The 18130-nt window shown below is 44.1% G+C and carries 21 protein-coding genes and 4 tRNA genes; 13 read left to right on the forward strand and 12 right to left on the reverse strand.

From position 1 onward, the window contains the following. Window positions 1-39 precede the first annotated feature (39 nt). From Q4Q49_RS02080 to Q4Q49_RS02105, 6 genes are all read left to right on the forward strand, one after another. Window positions 40-588: a YggT family protein gene (locus Q4Q49_RS02080; RefSeq protein ID WP_006082520.1), complete on the forward strand. Its 549-nt coding sequence runs from the start codon at window positions 40-42 to the stop codon at window positions 586-588. Then, entirely contained in the window at window positions 588-887 is a 300-nt protein-coding gene (yggU, locus tag Q4Q49_RS02085) for a DUF167 family protein YggU (RefSeq protein WP_012587167.1), read from the forward strand. Before Q4Q49_RS02080 ends, yggU begins: the two co-directional genes overlap by 1 nt. A gap of 132 nt (window positions 888-1019) precedes the next feature. Further along, on the forward strand, window positions 1020-1454 hold the full coding sequence (locus Q4Q49_RS02090) for a DUF4426 domain-containing protein (RefSeq protein WP_311998505.1): 435 nt from the start codon (window positions 1020-1022) through the stop codon (window positions 1452-1454). 139 nt (window positions 1455-1593) lie between these two features. Continuing rightward, on the forward strand, window positions 1594-2211 hold the full coding sequence (rdgB, locus tag Q4Q49_RS02095; RefSeq protein ID WP_012587166.1) for an RdgB/HAM1 family non-canonical purine NTP pyrophosphatase: 618 nt from the start codon (window positions 1594-1596) through the stop codon (window positions 2209-2211). Continuing rightward, a complete protein-coding gene (gene hemW, locus Q4Q49_RS02100) occupies window positions 2211-3377 on the forward strand; it encodes a radical SAM family heme chaperone HemW (protein ID WP_259510776.1) in 1167 nt (388 codons plus the stop codon). Before rdgB ends, hemW begins: the two co-directional genes overlap by 1 nt. Window positions 3378-3529: 152 nt before the next feature. After that, entirely contained in the window at window positions 3530-5380 is a 1851-nt protein-coding gene (locus Q4Q49_RS02105; RefSeq protein WP_311998506.1) for a DUF885 domain-containing protein, read from the forward strand. A gap of 688 nt (window positions 5381-6068) precedes the next feature. Here Q4Q49_RS02105 and Q4Q49_RS02110 read toward each other — a convergent pair. From Q4Q49_RS02110 to trmB, 5 genes are all read right to left on the reverse strand, one after another. After that, on the reverse strand, window positions 6069-7010 hold the full coding sequence (locus Q4Q49_RS02110; RefSeq protein ID WP_006082526.1) for a LysR family transcriptional regulator: 942 nt from the start codon (window positions 7008-7010) through the stop codon (window positions 6069-6071). 449 nt (window positions 7011-7459) lie between these two features. After that, complete coding sequence (locus tag Q4Q49_RS02115) at window positions 7460-8281, reverse strand: YggN family protein (RefSeq protein ID WP_311998507.1); 822 nt, start codon at window positions 8279-8281, stop codon at window positions 7460-7462. A 181-nt stretch (window positions 8282-8462) separates the two neighbouring features. Beyond that, window positions 8463-9377: a glutaminase B gene (gene glsB / locus Q4Q49_RS02120; RefSeq protein ID WP_006082528.1), complete on the reverse strand. Its 915-nt coding sequence runs from the start codon at window positions 9375-9377 to the stop codon at window positions 8463-8465. Further along, window positions 9377-9703, reverse strand: coding sequence for a YggL family protein (locus Q4Q49_RS02125; protein WP_006082529.1), 327 nt, complete (start codon window positions 9701-9703; stop codon window positions 9377-9379). Before Q4Q49_RS02125 ends, glsB begins: the two co-directional genes overlap by 1 nt. A 53-nt stretch (window positions 9704-9756) precedes the next feature. Then, window positions 9757-10473 carry a tRNA (guanosine(46)-N7)-methyltransferase TrmB gene (trmB, locus tag Q4Q49_RS02130; RefSeq protein WP_011847376.1) on the reverse strand — a complete coding sequence of 239 codons (717 nt, stop codon included), beginning with the start codon at window positions 10471-10473 and terminating at the stop codon, window positions 9757-9759. Window positions 10474-10672: 199 nt separating this feature from the next. Between trmB and mutY the strand changes: the two genes are divergently transcribed. After that, the gene (gene mutY / locus Q4Q49_RS02135; RefSeq protein ID WP_311998508.1) at window positions 10673-11764 is read left to right on the forward strand and encodes an A/G-specific adenine glycosylase; all 1092 of its coding nucleotides are present in this window, start codon (window positions 10673-10675) and stop codon (window positions 11762-11764) included. A 2-nt stretch (window positions 11765-11766) separates the two neighbouring features. After that, entirely contained in the window at window positions 11767-12045 is a 279-nt protein-coding gene (locus tag Q4Q49_RS02140) for an oxidative damage protection protein (RefSeq protein WP_006082532.1), read from the forward strand. 87 nt (window positions 12046-12132) lie between these two features. Here the strand turns inward: Q4Q49_RS02140 and Q4Q49_RS02145 are convergent, their stop codons facing one another. Together Q4Q49_RS02145 and Q4Q49_RS02150 are read right to left on the reverse strand one after the other, a co-directional pair. Continuing rightward, entirely contained in the window at window positions 12133-12708 is a 576-nt protein-coding gene (locus Q4Q49_RS02145; RefSeq protein ID WP_006082533.1) for a YceI family protein, read from the reverse strand. A 4-nt stretch (window positions 12709-12712) separates the two neighbouring features. After that, entirely contained in the window at window positions 12713-13264 is a 552-nt protein-coding gene (locus Q4Q49_RS02150) for a cytochrome b (RefSeq protein ID WP_259481824.1), read from the reverse strand. A gap of 389 nt (window positions 13265-13653) precedes the next feature. On the opposite strand from Q4Q49_RS02150, the gene Q4Q49_RS02155 reads away from it, so the two are divergent. The 4 genes from Q4Q49_RS02155 to Q4Q49_RS02170 all read left to right on the forward strand — a co-directional run bounded on the left by Q4Q49_RS02155 (window position 13654) and on the right by Q4Q49_RS02170 (window position 14539). Then, window positions 13654-13729 (forward strand) — tRNA-Phe (locus Q4Q49_RS02155). A 21-nt stretch (window positions 13730-13750) separates the two neighbouring features. Continuing rightward, a tRNA-Thr gene (locus tag Q4Q49_RS02160) sits at window positions 13751-13826 on the forward strand. Between the two features lie 554 nt (window positions 13827-14380). Continuing rightward, window positions 14381-14456: transfer RNA gene (locus Q4Q49_RS02165), tRNA-Phe, on the forward strand. A gap of 7 nt (window positions 14457-14463) precedes the next feature. Continuing rightward, window positions 14464-14539 (forward strand) — tRNA-Thr (locus Q4Q49_RS02170). A 384-nt stretch (window positions 14540-14923) separates the two neighbouring features. Here Q4Q49_RS02170 and Q4Q49_RS02175 read toward each other — a convergent pair. Then, window positions 14924-15109: a hypothetical protein gene (locus Q4Q49_RS02175; protein WP_006082535.1), complete on the reverse strand. Its 186-nt coding sequence runs from the start codon at window positions 15107-15109 to the stop codon at window positions 14924-14926. Window positions 15110-15262: 153 nt separating this feature from the next. On the opposite strand from Q4Q49_RS02175, the gene Q4Q49_RS02180 reads away from it, so the two are divergent. After that, entirely contained in the window at window positions 15263-15607 is a 345-nt protein-coding gene (locus Q4Q49_RS02180) for a DUF3634 family protein (RefSeq protein ID WP_071938292.1), read from the forward strand. 95 nt (window positions 15608-15702) lie between these two features. On the opposite strand, the gene Q4Q49_RS02185 is transcribed toward Q4Q49_RS02180, so the two are convergent. The 4 genes from Q4Q49_RS02185 to Q4Q49_RS02200 form a co-directional block, all read right to left on the reverse strand. Then, window positions 15703-15933: a hypothetical protein gene (locus tag Q4Q49_RS02185; protein WP_012587156.1), complete on the reverse strand. Its 231-nt coding sequence runs from the start codon at window positions 15931-15933 to the stop codon at window positions 15703-15705. A 316-nt stretch (window positions 15934-16249) separates the two neighbouring features. Next, a complete protein-coding gene (locus Q4Q49_RS02190; RefSeq protein WP_107946882.1) occupies window positions 16250-16795 on the reverse strand; it encodes a DUF3833 domain-containing protein in 546 nt (181 codons plus the stop codon). Beyond that, window positions 16783-17397, reverse strand: a complete 615-nt coding sequence (locus Q4Q49_RS02195; protein WP_311998509.1) for a chalcone isomerase family protein — start codon at window positions 17395-17397, stop codon at window positions 16783-16785. Before Q4Q49_RS02195 ends, Q4Q49_RS02190 begins: the two co-directional genes overlap by 13 nt. A gap of 85 nt (window positions 17398-17482) precedes the next feature. Next, window positions 17483-18064 carry a DUF2878 domain-containing protein gene (locus Q4Q49_RS02200; RefSeq protein ID WP_311998510.1) on the reverse strand — a complete coding sequence of 194 codons (582 nt, stop codon included), beginning with the start codon at window positions 18062-18064 and terminating at the stop codon, window positions 17483-17485. Between the last annotated feature and the right edge of the window lie 66 nt (window positions 18065-18130).

An 18130-nucleotide genomic window follows, 5' to 3' on the forward strand; every position in this document is an offset into this window, starting at 1 on the left:
ACGTGTTTTTATATCGGACTTTAATAGGTAGAAATCTCGATGAATGCATTTACCTTTTTAATCACCACACTATTCGACTTATATTTGATGGTGGTGATTTTGCGGATTTGGCTGCAACTGGCAAGGGCGGATTTTTATAATCCTTTTAGCCAATTTATTGTCAAAGCGACTCACCCGCTCATCGCGCCAATGCGCCGTATTCTGCCTTCCTTAGGACGGTTTGATACCGCATCATTCGTCCTCGCGTTGCTGGTCGTGATGGTCAAAGTACTACTGATCAGCCTTATCGCGGGCGGTGGCATAGACATACTGCTGTTTTTGATGTTTGCCGTCGTATCTGTGATCAAAAAAGCAGGGGTATTGCTGTTTTGGATGCTATTGATACGCGCAATATTGAGCTGGTTTAACCAAGGCTATAACCCAATAGTTATGGTCATGGGCCAGTTAACTGAACCCGTATTAGCGCCAATCCGCCGTATCATACCGCCAATTGGTGGTTTAGATTTATCTGTGATGTTGGTGATTATTGGTATGAATTTCCTCAATATGTTACTTGCCCAATATATCCCTTATTGGGCTGTGATCTAATGAGTGCAGTGACTTTGCAGCAAGGTGACTTGCTGCTTAATCTCTACATTCAGCCTAAGGCCAGCCGAGATCAAATTGTAGGACTGCACGGTGATGAGCTAAAAGTAGCCATCACTGCGCCGCCTATTGATGGCAAGGCCAATGCCCATTTAAGTAAGTACTTAGCAAAGACCTTTAAAGTGCCAAAGAGCGACATTCATATAATGAAAGGTGAACTTGGTCGGCATAAGCAAATCCGCGTGATTGACCCTAAGATCATCCCAAGCGTCATTACTGAGCTGATGGGACAAACTAGCTGAGCTAATGCTATTGAAAGGCTGAAAACCAAAAAATTTCGTTGAATGCGGTTAATTTATCGATAAACAGATAAACATAAACAATAATCACAGCGGCCCTATAATCCAACATTCCCTAATATGAGGTATCCCATCATGTTCCGTAATCTTCTCGCTGTATTAGCCCTCACGGCCAGCCTTTGCGGTGTTGCAAATGCCGAGCAAAAAGAAACTGTCGGCAATTTTGACATTCACTACATGGCACTTGGCAGTACATTTTTAACGCCTAGCATAGCTAAATCCTATGGCATTCAACGCAGTAGCTATACAGGCATTATCAATATTGCCGTATTAGATATCAGCGAAGCGAATAAACCCGCAGTACCAGTTGAAATTACTGGTGTCGCCAATAACTTATTAGATGCTCGAATCAACTTAACCTTCAAAGAGATCCGCGAAGGTGATGCGATTTATTATATTGCCGAAGTTCCTTACCGCGATGATCAGGAGATCAACTTCAATATCGCGATCAAGCATGGTAATCAATTAAATACCAACTTGCAGTTCAAGCAAAAATTCTACGTCGAATAAGCCAAGCTGAGATTACCGCAAGACATAAGCCCACTTGGGACGGTACAAGTCAGTACCGTCCCGCCCTTTTCCTGTCCTTTAGCCCTCAGCTTGGGTATCATTGCCGCAGTATAAGTCGCCCCAATGATATAGGTGTTCCATGCAACAAATCGTCCTCGCCAGTGGCAACAAAGGCAAACTCGCCGAATTCGATCAAATGCTCGCCAGCTACGGTGTCACTGTACTACCGCAGAGCCAATTTAATGTCAGCGAAGTGGCCGAAACGGGCACCACTTTTGTCGAAAATGCCATTATCAAAGCCAGGCATGCAGCCGAAATCACCGGACTTGCGGCCATTGCCGATGATTCAGGTTTAGAAGTGGATTTACTCCAAGGCGCTCCCGGCATTTATTCAGCGCGTTACGCGGGCGAGAATGCCAAAGATCAAGACAACGTATTGAAACTACTTGAGACATTAAAAGACCAGCCAGCACCTCGCAGTGCGAGATTCCAATGCGTGCTGGTATATATGCGCCACGCCAAAGATCCAACCCCAATTATTTGCCAAGCCGCATGGGAAGGCCAAATCGACTTTAACCAACGTGGCGACAATGGCCATGGTTACGATCCGATTTTTATCCCTGAAAATTATCAATGTAGCGCGGCACAGCTGAGCAGCAACGAGAAAAATGCCTTAAGCCATCGTGGTAAAGCCCTAGTGCAACTCATCGCTGCCATGCAAGCCCAAGGCGTGTTAACTGGCGGGAATGCACAATAATGTCGTCAACAGCCATGACTACTGCGATGAAGCTCGAACTGCCGCCACTCAGTCTGTATATCCATATTCCTTGGTGCGTACAAAAGTGTCCTTACTGCGACTTTAACTCCCATGGCCAAAATGGTGAGCTGCCACAGGAGGCCTATGTTGATGCGCTATTGGAAGACTTACGCCAAGATTTACATCTCGTCCAAGGGCGGCAAATTCATACCATCTTTATCGGTGGCGGCACACCATCCTTATTCGATGCTTTGCAAATCAAACGCATACTCGATGGTGCCAATTCGCTAATCCCCTTTAGTGACAATATCGAAATCACCATGGAAGCCAACCCAGGCACCTTGGAACACGATGATTTTAGTGCCTATCGCGCAGCTGGTGTCACCCGTTTATCTATCGGTGTGCAGAGTTTTTCTAAGGATAAGCTCAACTTACTTGGACGTATTCACGATCAAAATGAGGCACAAGTCGCCGCTCAAAAAGCCAGCCAAGCGGGATACTTGAGTTTTAACCTCGATTTAATGCATGGATTACCCAACCAAAGTTTTGCTGAAGCGATGGCCGATATCGACACGGCAGCGGCGCTCAATCCGCCCCACCTGTCTTGGTATCAGTTAACAATTGAGCCCAACACCCTATTCCACTCAAAACCGCCGCAGTTGCCCGATGACGAAGCGCTCTGGCATATCTATGAGCAAGGTCAACAAAAGCTGGCAGCATTAGGGTATGAGCAATACGAAATATCCGCTTATGCGAAACCCGGTTACCAATGTAGGCACAATCTCAACTACTGGCAGTTTGGTGATTATCTAGGCATAGGCTGTGGCGCCCACGGTAAAGTGACGCTGCCAGAAGAAAACCGCATTATACGCACGGTAAAAATTAAACATCCCAAGGGATATCTGAGTGCCAGCAACTACACCTTCGAATCGATTGATGTAGCAGAGGAAGATCGCGCGCTTGAATATTTAATGAATCGCCTGCGCCTGATGACACCTATCCCTAAGCAAGAATTTGAACTGCGTACCGGACAGCACAGAGACACATTGACCGAAGGAATGGAAAAGGCCAAACAACGCGGTTTACTCACAGAATCCGCTGAACATTGGCAATTAACCAGTAAAGGTCACATGTTTGTTAATGATTTACTGACACAATTCTGCTAAGCCTGCCGTTAAAATAGCTATATAAATAATGTGTTAGTGGTCAATAGTGCAGTTTAATACTATTACTGCTAACACATTTTCTAACATTAATATCCATACATTCTTGTCCAGCTTCTTTAGAATTGATGCAACTCAATTTAGGAAGCCTGATCATGCCAATAAAAACTAAAATCAGCTTAGTCGCACTGACCCTTTCAGCTCTGCTGACCATTCCCGCATATGCAGCATCAACTTCGCCAGCCTTACACAGTGCAAGCGAACCTATGAATGCAGTGGTGCAAACCGAGTCAGACAAAGCCAATGCGTTGTTCGAAACCCTCTTCATGGAAAACATCATGGCGAGCCCCATTTCGCAAACCTATATGGGGATCAAGCAAGACTATGATAAATGGGATGAACTGGGTGATGCCGCCGATGATAAAGCCCTAGCGCGCACGAAAAAACAACTGGCGCAGGTCAATCTGATTGATGCGGCCAAACTCGATCCACAAACAAACCTCAGCCTCACCTTACTCAAACAAAATCTGCAAAATGACATCGAAGATGACCAATGGCGCTACCATAATTACCCTGTAAATCAAATGTATGGCGGCCACTCTATGATCGCCTCCTTCTTGATTAACCAACATCAAATCACAGATGTCAGCGATGCCAAGGCCTATATCAGCCGCTTAAATGGCGTGCCAAAACGCTTAAGTCAATTACAGACAGTATTAGACGTTCGCGCAGATAAAGGCATTATCGCGCCTAAGTTCGTATTCGCTTATGTCATTTCAGACAGCCAAAACATCATCAAAGGTGCGCCTTTTGATAAGGGCGACGACAGCGCGCTACTCGCAGATTTTCGCCGTAAAGTGAACGCATTAGCGATTAAAGAAACGGAAAAGCAAGCACTGCTTAAACAGGCTGAGCATGCACTAGTAACTCAAGTCGAGCCCGCCTATAACAAGCTCATCAGTTACATCAAAACCTTAGCAACCAGAGCTGACGACCGCGATGGTGCGTGGAAACTCCCTAATGGCGCGGCCTTTTACAATAATGCTTTGGCCCGCACTACCACCACAAATATGACCGCCGATCAAATCCATGACTTAGGCCTTTCTGAGGTGGAACGTATTCATAATGAAATGCGCGCCATTATGAAGAAGGTCAATTTTAAAGGCGATTTACAGCAATTCTTTAGCTTCATGCGTGATAATCCCCAGTTCTACTACCCCAATACTGCCGAAGGCAAAGCCGCCTATTTAGCTGAGGCGACTAAGCTCATCGACAATATGAAATCGCGCTTGGATGAAGTGTTCAAAGTAAAACCTAAGGCTGCCATGATAGTGAAACAGGTTGAAGCCTTTAGAGAAAAATCCGCGGGCAAAGCCTTCTATGAGCAACCTGCGCCGGATGGCTCGCGTCCCGGTAGCTACTATGCAAACCTATATGACATGAAAGCCATGCCGAAATACCAAATGGAAGCACTGGCCTACCACGAAGGTATTCCGGGTCATCATATGCAGATAGCCATTTCCCAAGAGCTGCAAAATATTCCTAAGTTCCGCAAGTTTGGTGGCTATACCGCGTATATCGAGGGCTGGGGTTTATATAGCGAATCTTTCCCGAAAGAAATGGGACTCTACGCCGATCCCTATTCTGACTTTGGTCGTCTAGCAATGGAGCTATGGCGTGCATGTCGCTTAGTCGTTGATACTGGTATCCACGCTAAAAAGTGGACCCGCGAGCAAGGCATTGCCTATTACGTGGATAATACGCCCAATGCTAAATCAGATGCGGTGAAAATGGTTGAACGCCATATCGTTATGCCATCGCAAGCGACAGCCTATAAAGTGGGCATGATTAAGCTGCTGGAACTCAGACATAAAGCAGAGCAACAGCTTGGCAGTCAATTTGATATCCGCGACTTCCATACGCTAGTACTTGCTAACGGCGCATTGCCACTGGATGTGCTAGAGCAACAAGTCGATCTCTGGATAGCCAGCAAGAAGAAGGCCTAATGCACTAATGCTTTAATGCTTTAATGCTTTAATACCTAAGCGCTTAGTCGTGAAGCACGGTTAACTTGCTTCGCGACTAAAGCGACATAGGTGAATGCCTTAGCTACCCCCAATAAAAAAGCCACTCGAAAGTGGCTTTTTTATTGGTACCATTATCCCGTTAGATAACAGAACCCTTCTCACTGTGGGTCACTATATTTGTTGTATTAATTTATGCTTTAGCACTCGCCTTCACATCACTTAACACACAGTTGCGACTTTAGGGTACAGGGAGACAAAACGCTTGCCTAAGGCTGCACAAACCATCAATAAAAAATTACCTCAGCGATAAGGCTGAGGTAAACCAAAAACTAGGATGATGGTTTAAAGAGCCAACATTGTTTTAGTTCTCAAACTTCTGTTGGCTGTGATCCAAAACTGCATTAATGCCGACCTGTACACAAAAATTGAAAGGGGTCATTTCCAATAAACGTATAGGACTCAGGTCATTCCGAATCAACTGTTACCATTGTATTCAATTAAGAACAAAGTTCAAGGATGTTATAAAAAAGTGCTTTAGAACACCCTAAAAAATCATCCGCAAATGTACTCATCAACTCAATCTAAAGCATTGATTTTAAATAGCCATAAAAGTGCTTGGTTAATTTGAAATCACATAGAACTGGTTTTGAGAACAATGTTTCCTATTTTACTGACGTTTACTGAATAATTCGACATAGGGCGCATCCCAATACGGCGGCGTTCCTATGTGATCTTTGATGAATTCGATAAAAGAACTGACCTTAGGTGCTAAGTGCTTACGACGGGGATAAACCGCCTGCAATGGCAGATGGTGGGTCAATTGCCAATCCTTCAGTAAAGGCACTAATGTCCCCTTGGCAATTTCATCTTCCATCAGATAACTTGCAAGATACACAACCCCAAGACCACTGATTGCGGCGGATTTTAATGCGGGTGCGTTATCCACCCTGAAATTGCCCGATACGCCAATTTCACAGTAATCATCACCCTTCTTAAATTGCCACATGCTGTGCTCGTGCCACTCGCCTTGATAGACCAAACAATTGTGGTCAACTAACTGCTCAGGTCGAGTTGGTTCGCCATGTTGAGCAATGTAGCCTGGAGAAGCAACTAACAGGAATTGGCACTTCATCAGAGGTCTAGCAACCATCCCAAGCGGTAATTGCTCCGACATAGTTAACAGTAAGTCTAAGCCTTCACTCACTACATCTACTTTATGGTCCAGTAAGCTCACTTGTAGCTCAAGCTCAGGATGTTTTGCCATAAAGGATGGCAGCGCAGGAATGATATGCATCACCCCAAAGGACTGGGAAATCCCCACCTTGAGCACACCGCGAGTCGCATCATTTAAGTTATGCACGCTGGCTATCGCTTGTTCAGCGTCACGCAGCAATTCTTCACCTTGCAGATACAGCAAATGCCCTGCTTCAGTCAGGCTTAAGCTACGGGTGGTACGTTGGATTAATTGAACACCAAGTCTATGTTCAAGATCGGCGACTTGTGTACTGACCTTAGACTTAGAGATCCCAAGCCTTCTTGCGGCGGCACTAAAACTACCAGCTCTGGCCACATGAGTAAAAATCGCAATAGGTTCTAACAGTTCTAACATGGAAGTCGCCTTAAGCTGTTTACGACAATGATATTAACTTTCGGTGAGTAGCAGTGGTTAGCGTAATCATCGCTTTAAAATAACCATAGCATTGATATCTCGCATTAAAGTGATATAACGCAGAGATTTAGACCGAAAAAGTCCACTAAAGTAGGGTGTTATATCTGACTGATATGCCAGCTTTTAATTATATTTTAAGAGTATACCAAATATTCGTCTCTAGACTGTAACATTCCGAACTAAATCGCTGCAAGCCAAGCCTAGACGCCACATCGACTTAATCCCTATAGCTTTCGCTACTAAGAATTAGCCAATAAAAAAGCCCCTAGGCGATAAATTAACTAGGGGCATAGCATTCAAATTTGACTCATGCACAAGGAGATAGAAGTTATTGCAGTTAAAACTCAGGGCTATTCACAAAAACTATCAGCAAGGACGATTAATAAGAACTATTCACGCAGCTCCTTGGTTGAGTTTTGTGTCAAAGCATAAGGCGCGAGTTCTGGTACCTCTTGGCGTAATTGATTTTCAAGCACTAACAGATTTTCAAATCGGTCGCACAAACGGTCAGCTTTAGCTTCCAGTCCCTTAGATTGACTCTCAATTTGTTGCTCAATATCTTGTCCTAAGTTGTCCATTTTTTTGGAGAAGGCATCCATCTTGGCTTCAAAACTATCACCGTCACCCGACATGATTTGGCCACCTATAGTCATCATAATAGTACCGACTGAGTTCTGAACAATTTGCTCCATTTCCTGCTCGAATTCGTCATTAAAGGTGTTCTGCATCGAGTCTTCCGTTGCACCGAGATAGAAGCTATCGCCATGACGGTAGGCCACTGAATCAACGCGCTTTTGGACACCTGCCATCATTTCATCGAATTTAGCACCGGCCGCATCGCCCATTAAAGGGGTTAACGCCATGCTCACCGCTTGGGACGCTAATGCGACGGCCTCGTTCACAACTTCAATCACTTCAGGCACTTGCGTCGACACTTCATCGGCGTATTGAGTCACTAGCTTTCTTTGCTTATCGGTTAAGTTTACTTGTTTGCCTTCAACAAATAACTTATCGACTTCGATGCGATACTTTTCTGTGCCCTTCTCGCTCATGACTAATTTTTTAGGCTCAACCATAACGTCATAATTTAAAGAGACTTCACAGCGCTCATCGACTTTAGGTTCAGTTTGCGCTTGCGCCAACTGTAGGCTAGATGTCCCTAAAATCACGCCGGATAAAGCAAATCCAGTTAATAGCTTATTTAATTTCATGTTGTTCGTCCTTTAATCTGAATAATTCGATAAACCTAACTACTGAATAGCTTATAGCAGGAGACGTGCCAACTTTATAACAATATGATTATGTTGAATTTAGGAAAGTTAGCACTAAAAGGTCATTAGCGAAATTCGCTAACTTTTAGTCTGATAGTGCTAATAAAAACGAGAGGTAAAGCTAGAAAATAGATCGGCCAAGACGCTGACTTAAATGCTCAAGCATGGCAGTGCCAGCAAGTGAATTGCCATTGCCATCGAGTTCTGGCGACCAAACACAAATCGACAGTTCCCCGGGAATAACGGCAATGATGCCACCACCGACGCCACTTTTACCTGGCATACCAACACGATAGGCAAACTCACCCGCTCCATCGTATAGGCCCGAGGTCGCCAACAGGGCATTAAGCTGCCGAGTTTGCACCTGAGAGATAAGCTCAGTCCCCGTTATGCTTTTGCCGCGATTAGCCAAGTACAACATGGCCTTAGACAAGTCTGCACAATTCATCTTTAAAGCGCAATAATGAAAATACGTGCGCAGCACAGTATCGACATCGCCTTGAAAATTACCAAAGGACTTCATCAAATAAGCAATCGCCGCATTGCGCGCACTGTGCTGATATTCTGAGTCGGCCACTTGTTTGTCGAAACTCACTTTATCGTTTTGGCTTAGTTGCCTGACTAACTCGAGCATTCTGTGTTTAGGTGCACCTAAACGACTCTGCAATAAGTCAGCAATCACTAACGCGCCAGCATTGATAAATGGGTTGCGCGGCTTGCCGCGTTCTAACTCGACTTGTACTAAAGAGTTGAATGAATGGCCCGAAGGTTCTTTGCCAACTCGGCTCCAAATTTCGGCTTCTTCATATAAAGTTAACGCTAAGGTTAAGCTGAAAACTTTGGAGATACTTTGAATCGAAAACGGCTCAAGGTAATCGCCCGCACCTAAAGTTTCACCATCAACAGTTGTAACGGCAATGCCTATTTTGCCAGCATCAACGCTGGCCAGTGCGGGGATGTAATCTGCAACCTTTCCTTGGCCGAGCAAGGGTCGAACTTTCTCGACCACTTCCTCAAGTAATGCCAACTCGGGCATTAACCCCACCAAATGTCGTACAGTTCGCTAACTTCAACCTGAGAAACTTTTTGGTTCGCCCAGAATGCCTTAACTGCAGCAATATCTTCTTCGGTACATTTGCCGATCGTTTGGGTTGCGATAATGCCTTCCCATTCGATGTGACCGCCGCCATGGAAACCTAACTTACGGGTTTCGATCACTTCATCGATGAATTTATCTACAGTTGCATCGATATCGGCTTCAGATACTGATGCATCAAAAGTCCAAGCCATATCAAAACCTAACTCTTGAAATTCATCAACGCGCATTTTCTTACGTAAACGACGGCTACGATTAGTTGCCATAGTGACTTTCCCCGTTGTGTTAAAAAACTAATTAATCAATTGAAATATCTAGATTAAGCGATACGCTCAAACATCAGATCCCATACACCGTGACCCAATCTATGGCCGCGGGCTTCAAACTTTGTCAGTGGGCGATGATCAGGACGTGGCACCACAGTGCCGTCACTCGACTGGTTTTGATAACCAGGAGCCGCTTGCATCACTTCCAACATGTGCTCGCTGTATTCTTCCCAATCGGTTGCCATATGGAACACGCCGCCAATTTTTAGCTTGCGGCGGATCAGTTCAGCAAATTCAGCTTGTACGATACGACGTTTATGGTGACGTTTCTTATGCCAAGGATCGGGAAAAAACAATTGCACTCGGGCTAATGAACCGTCGGCAATCGCATGTTCTAATACTTCCATGGCATCATGATGATACACACGTAAATTAGTCACACCTGCAATGGCGGCATCGCTTAAGCAAGAACCAACACCCGGTTTATGCACTTCAATACCAATAAAATTTTGCTCTGGTGCGTCTTTAGCCATTTGCACTAAAGAGGCGCCCATGCCAAAGCCAATTTCCAGCACAGTATCAGCTTCACGGCCAAAAACGTCACTCAGAACCAATGGCGTTGGGCTGTAATCTAAGCCCATTGTTGGCCACTGGCTTTCAATAGCTTGGGCTTGGCCTTTAGTTAAGCGACCTTCTCTTAAGACAAAGCTTCTGATCTTACGCAGATACTTGCCTTCTTCATTAAATTCAGCGGTAGTGACTTCGCTCATTTTTGCCTCGTCTAGTGGACAGCACCATCATAAAAGAAGGGCATTATCCAAAGTTCAACATACAGTGCAAGCACTAATGGGGCGAAAGTATACCAAGATTATTTGAGAGTGCGAATTTAGCAGTGATTTTCGGCTTTTTAGCACTTATCCACCTGTCTTTGAGCTTGTCTAAGAAGATAACTGCCGCTACACTGCGCCGATGAAATCTACAGCCTCCTTCGCCACACGTATCGTCTCTTGGTACGACAATCACGGTCGTAAAACCCTCCCTTGGCAGCAAGATAAAACCCCATATAGCGTATGGGTTTCTGAAATCATGCTGCAACAAACTCAGGTTGCGACTGTTATTCCCTATTACCTTAAATTTATGGCGCGTTTCCCCGATGTGTTAGCACTTGCTAACGCGCCAGATGATGAGGTGTTACATCATTGGACTGGCCTTGGGTATTACGCTAGGGCGCGTAATCTGCATAAAGCGGCCAAGATGATCCGTGACGATTATCAGGGATTATTTCCAACGGATTTGGAACAAGTACTGGCTCTGCCTGGCATTGGTCGCTCGACAGCAGGCGCGGTATTGTCACTGTCTCTTGGCCAGCATCACCCGATCCTCGACGGTAACGTCAAACGCGTGTTAGCAAGACACGGCGCAATCGCAGGTTGGCCGGGGCAAAAAACAGTCGAAGAACAGCTTTGGCAACTGACTGATGCCGTTACGCCGCAGCAAGATATTCAGAAATACAATCAAGCCATGATGGATATCGGCGCCAGTATTTGCACTCGTAGTAAACCTAACTGCGCCGCTTGCCCTGTGGCGATTGATTGCAAAGCTCAGCTGATTGGCAGACAAACCGATTTCCCCGGCAAAAAGCCTAAAAAAACCATACCGACCAAAGCGGCGTGGATGTTAGTGCTGATGCAAGATAACCAAGTCTTTCTAGCTAAACGCCCGCCAGCGGGAATTTGGGGAGGGCTTTGGTGTTTCCCTGAGTTTGCCACCCAAGCTGCCCTTGAAACCCATCTTGAAGAACAAGGGTTTGCTGCGCAGCCACTCGAATGGTTAACAGGCTTTAGGCACACATTTAGCCACTTCCATTTAGATATTCAACCCATGATGCTTAACTTAGATAAAACTCATGGCGATAAAGAGAGCGTGGGCGCTGTCATGGAACAAAATCAGTCTCTCTGGTATAACATAAGTCATCCTTCCAAAGTGGGACTCGCCGCCGCCACCGAGCGCGTGCTAGCCAATTTGGGATCACTCGTTCAATCCGCAGTCAGTAAGGAATAATCATGGCGCGTACAGTCAATTGCGTATATTTAAATAAAGAAGCCGACGGCCTAGACTTTCAACTGTATCCAGGTGATTTAGGTAAGCGCATTTTTGATAACATCAGCAAAGAAGCTTGGGGCCTATGGCAAAAAAAGCAAACCATGCTGATCAACGAAAAGAAACTCAACATGATGAATGTTGATGATCGTAAGTTTCTTGAAGAACAAATGACCTCTTTCCTCTTTGAAGGTAAAGAAGTAGAAATTGAAGGTTTTGTGCCTGAAAAAGACCAAGATTAATTCTTGTCGTTCACTTAACGACAAAGCCCACAAAAAAGCGCCTTTCGGCGCTTTTTGTTTATTCATCTCGTGAAGAATAACTGAGCGTTACTTACGCACGCCTTCAACCACAAGATCTAACTCAACATGGCTTGATGCTGGGCCTAAATCCATTTTGATACCGAAATCTTTCATCGCAAACGTGGTTGTGCCAGTAAAACCAGCACGGTAGCCACCCCAAGGATCTTGACCTTCGCCCACTGCATGGGCATTGATCGCTAATGGCTTAGTGACACCATTTAAGGTTAAGTTGCCGTTAATCACTAAGTCGCCATTACCTTTATCTTCAACTGTGGTTGAGGTAAACGTCGCTTGCGCAAACTTACTCGTGTTAAGGAAATCGGCGCTACGAATATGCTTGTCACGCTCGGCGTGGTTTGAATCCACACTAAGTGTATTTACTGTCACATTCACTTTAGCCGCAGTGGGTTTAGCCGCGTCATAGCTAAAGTCACCGCTAAAATCATTAAAGCGACCAACGACATAGCTATAACCTAAGTGACTCACTTTGAAAGTAATAGAGGCATGTGCTCCTTCACGGTCAATGACATAGTCCGCCGCTGAAGCCGCCATCGGAGCCAATAGAGATGCACCAATCAGTGCGCTTAACAGTTGCTTTTTCATTGTATTATCCTCGATTAAATTTAATCATTTTGAGTAAAGTTGCGTCTTTATCGATAAAGTGATGCTTTAACGCACCTGCAGCGTGGATTACCACGAGTGCGATTAAGCTATAAGCTGCGTATTGGTGGATATCGCCTGCTATATCAGCTTGGTTTTCAAAAAAAGGTCCAAATCCTGGTAGTTCAAACCAGTCAAACACCATAATTCCACGGCCTTCTGCCGTTGAAATAAGAATGCCGGCACACATGATCACCAGCAGCAATACATAAATAGCTAAATGCGCAATATGAGCAGCCAGCCTCTCCCAAGGCTTATGATTCACCTCTGGTACGGGCTTAGGATTCACTAAGCGCCACAACAGGCGGAATAACGTCACTGCCAAGAGTAAAATCCCGACGCTCTTATGTAGATGTGGCGCTGTCTTGTACCACGCGCTGTAGTAGGTTAACTCCACCATCCACACACCTACCGCAAACAACCCAATAACGACGATCGCACTCAGCCAATGAGTCACAATTGCGGTTATCCCATAAGCCAACTTACTATTTCGAAACATACTGCGACTCCGTATTCGCGTTTTCTTCATGCCATCCATGAAATAATATTCATTATCATAAGTCTAATTTTAAAAACTAAAATCAGTAAAAATCGCTCATATCTTTCTAAATTTTAGAAAGTAAGCAGGAAACTAGGATTTATGAGCATAAATCTATAGTAAACATCAGTATCCTTCTAACTTGAAAACTACAGTCAACGAATGAAATTGACCTGAATCTGCTGAATAAGAGATAAAAAACAAGCAAGATGCACATTAAACCGCCGAACGAGTTATTTATTGGGAAAAAGCACTTGCAGAGGTGAAACTCCCTAGCTAATATAGCCGCACTTCGAACGAGACGGCTCAGCCAACAAGTTCTAAGTAGTTAACTAACACTTAGTTTAGTTGCCCGAATAGCTCAGTCGGTAGAGCAGAGGATTGAAAATCCTCGTGTCCCTGGTTCGATTCCGGGTTCGGGCACCATTATTTTGCAGTAAAAATTTAGCCGGCATAGCTCAGTTGGTAGAGCAACTGACTTGTAATCAGTAGGTCCCGAGTTCGACTCTTGGTGCCGGCACCATATAAACAACGAAGCCACTCAAACGAGTGGCTTTTTTGTATCTGTTTTTTGTATCTTAAATTTGAAGTGTTCAGTACAAAGCGCAACTGACTTACTCTCGATAATACCGGTAGGTTTTGAACTCGACTTTTGGTCGTTCAATTCATGCCAGTTCAAAATCATAGTTGCGGACAAACTTATCTACCAAAATCTGCTGTCGATAAAAGTACCTAACACTCACTAAACTTCGCCATCAGACGATATTCCCTCCCCCTTCGCATACATTGCATGCCTTAAGCGCTAATGTTCATTCTTAAAACACAGATTAAACGAGCACTGAAGTTAACCTTATAAATCCAAAGGAAGCACTAACGTCACTAAAATGCTGAAACTTTCAGCGAAAAAATATGAGTAAAGTGGAAGAATCAAATAAATGTTCGATTTCTGTTTAATAGTTAATCAGTCATTTAAAAAGGGCTTGCACAGCCAAAGCGAGCACTATATTATACGCGCACTTCGAACGAACAAGGTCTTTACGACTTAGTTTGAAGTAGTTAACTAACGCTTAGTTAGTTGCCCGAATAGCTCAGTCGGTAGAGCAGAGGATTGAAAATCCTCGTGTCCCTGGTTCGATTCCGGGTTCGGGCACCAAAATTTAGCCGGCATAGCTCAGTTGGTAGAGCAACTGACTTGTAATCAGTAGGTCCCGAGTTCGACTCTTGGTGCCGGCACCATATAAACAACGAAGCCACTCAATGAGTGGTTTTTTTGTATCTAATATTTGAGTTAGTTCAAAGCAAAGTGCAACTAACTTACTCTCGATAATTCCAGTAGGCCCCGAGTTCGACTCTTGGTGCCGGCACCATATAAACAACGAAGCCACTCAATGAGTGGCTTCGTTGTATCTGAAATTTGAATTAGTTCAAAGTAAAGTGCAACTGACTTACTCTCGATAATACCAGTAGGTCCCGAGTTCGACTCTTAGTGCCGGCACCATACAAACAAAAAAGCCACTCGATAAATTGCGTAAACAGCGCATCAATACTCACACCATAAAAAAGCCACTCATTGAGTGACTTTGGGCTCTTATACAAACTATCAGCTCAAGCAGCTCGCGCTTATTTAATTAGCTCGAGTGGCATAGGCCTATCACCGGCTTGAACTTGATGTTGAACATGGCGCCACCCTTGAGTGAGCTCACTAAGATGTGCTTTTCTCTCGGGGAATTGCGCAGAAAGTTTTTCGATAACATCGATTTGCTTCTTACACAATAATGACCAACGATCTGCATTTGATAAGTACATGGCGTTTTCCTTAACTGAGGGGTTACTTTTCCTTAACCAGTTAAGTCTAGGCGGGAATGATTTTATTGCCAATTCAAAATTGCGTGTTAGCGCACTGTTAAAACAAGTCACTCAGGAGTATCTTTGACCTATAAACACAAAATAGGAGGCGTTATGACAGCCGATATTTTCAAACTCATTTTTGTCGCTATTGGTATATTTCTCGTTTACAAACTGATATTTGGTGGCAAGAAAGGTCTGACTATTTTTGAAATGCATTTTAAAGATGGTCGCATGACTCTGCATAAGGGCAAGATCCCCGAACGATTCGAGCGGGAATGCCGCCACATTGCTAAAGCAGAAAAACTGACGTGTACTGTTAGGGCTGAAAAATCTGGAGATGTACGCTTACATATTTCTGCCAACGTGAGTGACAATGTGAAGCAAAGGATACGTAATCTGTTTCCGTTTGAATATTATGACAAAAAATCGATAGATAACAGTCGTCAAGCAGGCTAGTTCTTCGCCTTTCCCCTAGCAAACTCAATACTTAAACCTCAATGCTTGTTGAAGGTTAAGTATTGAGGTTGCAGCGAGTCCCTAAAGCACTCTTATTATTTAAACTTAACCGGATACATAGGTTTTAAAAAATCGGATTCTAAACGACCATCTTCCCTCGCATCTCGAATACGACGTTCATTATCTTGCACCATAGGATCGCTGGCAGGTTGATGGGGATCGGCTTTTGTCTCAGCTTGTTCCTCAAACATAACGTCAAAAGATGAACAAGCCGTTAACGACAAACTCAACAAGGCACCCCATAGAACTAAGTGTTTTTTAATCATTTATCTATACCAACTTAAACTCGGAATAATTAAAATAATAAACAATGAGTTACACCCACATGACTCTAATATTCATCACTTTATGCCGCTGGCAAAAAATGCCTAGCAGCCACTTTGGTTTGAGCTGAATACTTTAGTGCAGACAAAAGGTGATTATTAGCCAAGCTATACTGTTTAACTCAAGTTAAGTCTTAATCAACATTTAAGCCTTAATAAACATGTAAGCCTTAATAGACCTAGTGAATCCAAGACAAACTGAGATAAATGAAATTAAGCCAACCTAAGCTAAGCCAACCTAGGCAAAAATTGGCTCATGTTATTTTTGGATCACTAAAGTCACCTGGGCGACTGTGATGCCAAACTTAATAATATCGCTCTGATTTATAATGGTATTGTCATTCACTAAGAACATCCAATCGTCGAAATGAACTTGGTATTCATCGCCATCCACGGGTAATAACATATCGTATTTCCAACGTAGCGCGCTACCACTGGATTGACCATCGGCGGTGCCGATAATGTCACCTGCAGTTCCCGAGTATCGCCCTTCCCCTAACGCTTTAATGCGCCACACACGAGTTTGAGTTTCGCCATCATCATAAACAAACCATTCATTAATGACGCCCTCGTTTCCCTGCCAACTGGCTTCCATAGTGACATTGAATTTACGGATCACTTTGCCACTAAAATCATGCACTATTCCAGACGCTTTTAATGGCCCATTAAAGAATGATTCCAACACCAGTGTAGGATGAGTATCTTTATAATCCGTCACTTCCACCGATGAGCAACTCGATAGCAGCCCTATCATTATTAGGCCTAACAATAACTTTTGACCGATAAGTCGTGTTAACAATCGCATGGTTTTTCTCCGAGTAATTGCGCCCGCAAACTCGGACGGCTAGTGTCTTTCGATAACCAAATAGCTAAAAATGCCTCAGCAAAATTAGCATCGTGGATAATGTCTAGTGGTTGATGATTAAAGAAAAACTGACTCGTTTGCCCATCCATAACCTTAAAACTTAAATGGTCGCCCTGCTTCACATCGGGCCAAGTCGCGGTTAATAAACTCAACCAACGCTGGATATCATTTTCGGCAAACGCTAGATGCTGCCATTGATCCTTGGTCGCTTCTAACAGATCTTCAGACTCTATATCTCGATAATATTCAATATCTAGCAGCAGAGGATATTGCCCCTGTTGATAACGGCCATTTACCGTCATCAGTCTCGCCTTATACAAACTAAACCACAGCCAATCCATTTCTCCGCGCCCTACTTCCTGAAAAGTCTGCGTCACATCGGCGGCATCATTCAGCTCGATAGTAATGTTTTCAAAATCTGGCGTTTTCGCCTCTAATACTTTTAGAGGTGCGGTCAATAAACTGAGCGCCAATAAACTTAAGCAGCTTGAATTCAAAAATGAAAAACCAAGATTTGAGCTGCGATTACGAACTGACGACATAGGATCCCCTTTGACTGCATGATGTCTTACAACAGGTATTGACTAAAAAATGACTTAACCGGACTCAATTCCTAGATTTCGATAATTAACGTCCAAACACAGTAAAAGAGCGAGCCTTAGTTCTTCGATTAAATCCATAGGGATTAGCAAGTTGGATTAAAAATGGCAGCAAGACTAGCCAAACAAAAAATAACACCACAGCAGAAATGACATTGCCGTAGGGCAAAGTCACCGCATTAAACTGCGCGCCCGCGACATAGCTTAACGTGCCAAATATTCCTCCGAGTAACGCCTGCAATATCATCGGTAAGGGTCGCATAAACGCTAAGCTATGATTCAAACTCAAGCCAAAGTGCAGCCATAAACAGCCAAGCCACCAAGGGAAGGCTGCAAACTCGAACAGGCCTAAAACCGACAGCACAGTGTCAATGCCGATCCCTAGGGCGGCAACCTTGAGCATTAATCGTAAATCCACTTGGCGATATTGGCCCTTACCCGACGAGGACAACAGGATAAAGTGAAGCAATAATAAAGGTATAGTTAGCAGCAGTGACAAGTTAAGCCAAAGCACACTCGACCACCACACAGCCTGAAAACTCAGGGCGTTATAGAGTATAAAACCCTGATGTTTAGGCAGATGCCGAGAGTTAGCTAACATTGACTTCATCTTTGCCTCACTTTTATCTTGCTACAACTACAGCGACAATTTCATTTAAACGGATGCACCTAAACG

Source organism: Shewanella sp. SP1S1-7 (genome assembly GCF_031932105.1).
GTDB lineage: Bacteria > Pseudomonadota > Gammaproteobacteria > Enterobacterales > Shewanellaceae > Shewanella > Shewanella baltica.

Excerpts from the sequence above, each read along its gene's own strand:
- Q4Q49_RS02080 (WP_006082520.1), top strand. The coding sequence starts at position 40 with ATGAATGCATTTACCTTTTTAATCACCACACTATTCGACTTATATTTG.
- yggU (WP_012587167.1), top strand. The coding sequence starts at position 588 with ATGAGTGCAGTGACTTTGCAGCAAGGTGACTTGCTGCTTAATCTCTAC.
- Q4Q49_RS02090 (WP_311998505.1), top strand. The coding sequence starts at position 1,020 with ATGTTCCGTAATCTTCTCGCTGTATTAGCCCTCACGGCCAGCCTTTGC.
- rdgB (WP_012587166.1), top strand. The coding sequence starts at position 1,594 with ATGCAACAAATCGTCCTCGCCAGTGGCAACAAAGGCAAACTCGCCGAA.
- hemW (WP_259510776.1), top strand. The coding sequence starts at position 2,211 with ATGTCGTCAACAGCCATGACTACTGCGATGAAGCTCGAACTGCCGCCA.
- Q4Q49_RS02105 (WP_311998506.1), top strand. The coding sequence starts at position 3,530 with ATGCCAATAAAAACTAAAATCAGCTTAGTCGCACTGACCCTTTCAGCT.
- Q4Q49_RS02110 (WP_006082526.1), bottom strand. The coding sequence starts at position 7,010 with ATGTTAGAACTGTTAGAACCTATTGCGATTTTTACTCATGTGGCCAGA.
- Q4Q49_RS02115 (WP_311998507.1), bottom strand. The coding sequence starts at position 8,281 with ATGAAATTAAATAAGCTATTAACTGGATTTGCTTTATCCGGCGTGATT.
- glsB (WP_006082528.1), bottom strand. The coding sequence starts at position 9,377 with ATGCCCGAGTTGGCATTACTTGAGGAAGTGGTCGAGAAAGTTCGACCC.
- Q4Q49_RS02125 (WP_006082529.1), bottom strand. The coding sequence starts at position 9,703 with ATGGCAACTAATCGTAGCCGTCGTTTACGTAAGAAAATGCGCGTTGAT.
- trmB (WP_011847376.1), bottom strand. The coding sequence starts at position 10,473 with ATGAGCGAAGTCACTACCGCTGAATTTAATGAAGAAGGCAAGTATCTG.
- mutY (WP_311998508.1), top strand. The coding sequence starts at position 10,673 with ATGAAATCTACAGCCTCCTTCGCCACACGTATCGTCTCTTGGTACGAC.
- Q4Q49_RS02140 (WP_006082532.1), top strand. The coding sequence starts at position 11,767 with ATGGCGCGTACAGTCAATTGCGTATATTTAAATAAAGAAGCCGACGGC.
- Q4Q49_RS02145 (WP_006082533.1), bottom strand. The coding sequence starts at position 12,708 with ATGAAAAAGCAACTGTTAAGCGCACTGATTGGTGCATCTCTATTGGCT.
- Q4Q49_RS02150 (WP_259481824.1), bottom strand. The coding sequence starts at position 13,264 with ATGTTTCGAAATAGTAAGTTGGCTTATGGGATAACCGCAATTGTGACT.
- Q4Q49_RS02175 (WP_006082535.1), bottom strand. The coding sequence starts at position 15,109 with ATGTACTTATCAAATGCAGATCGTTGGTCATTATTGTGTAAGAAGCAA.
- Q4Q49_RS02180 (WP_071938292.1), top strand. The coding sequence starts at position 15,263 with ATGACAGCCGATATTTTCAAACTCATTTTTGTCGCTATTGGTATATTT.
- Q4Q49_RS02185 (WP_012587156.1), bottom strand. The coding sequence starts at position 15,933 with ATGATTAAAAAACACTTAGTTCTATGGGGTGCCTTGTTGAGTTTGTCG.
- Q4Q49_RS02190 (WP_107946882.1), bottom strand. The coding sequence starts at position 16,795 with ATGCGATTGTTAACACGACTTATCGGTCAAAAGTTATTGTTAGGCCTA.
- Q4Q49_RS02195 (WP_311998509.1), bottom strand. The coding sequence starts at position 17,397 with ATGTCGTCAGTTCGTAATCGCAGCTCAAATCTTGGTTTTTCATTTTTG.
- Q4Q49_RS02200 (WP_311998510.1), bottom strand. The coding sequence starts at position 18,064 with ATGAAGTCAATGTTAGCTAACTCTCGGCATCTGCCTAAACATCAGGGT.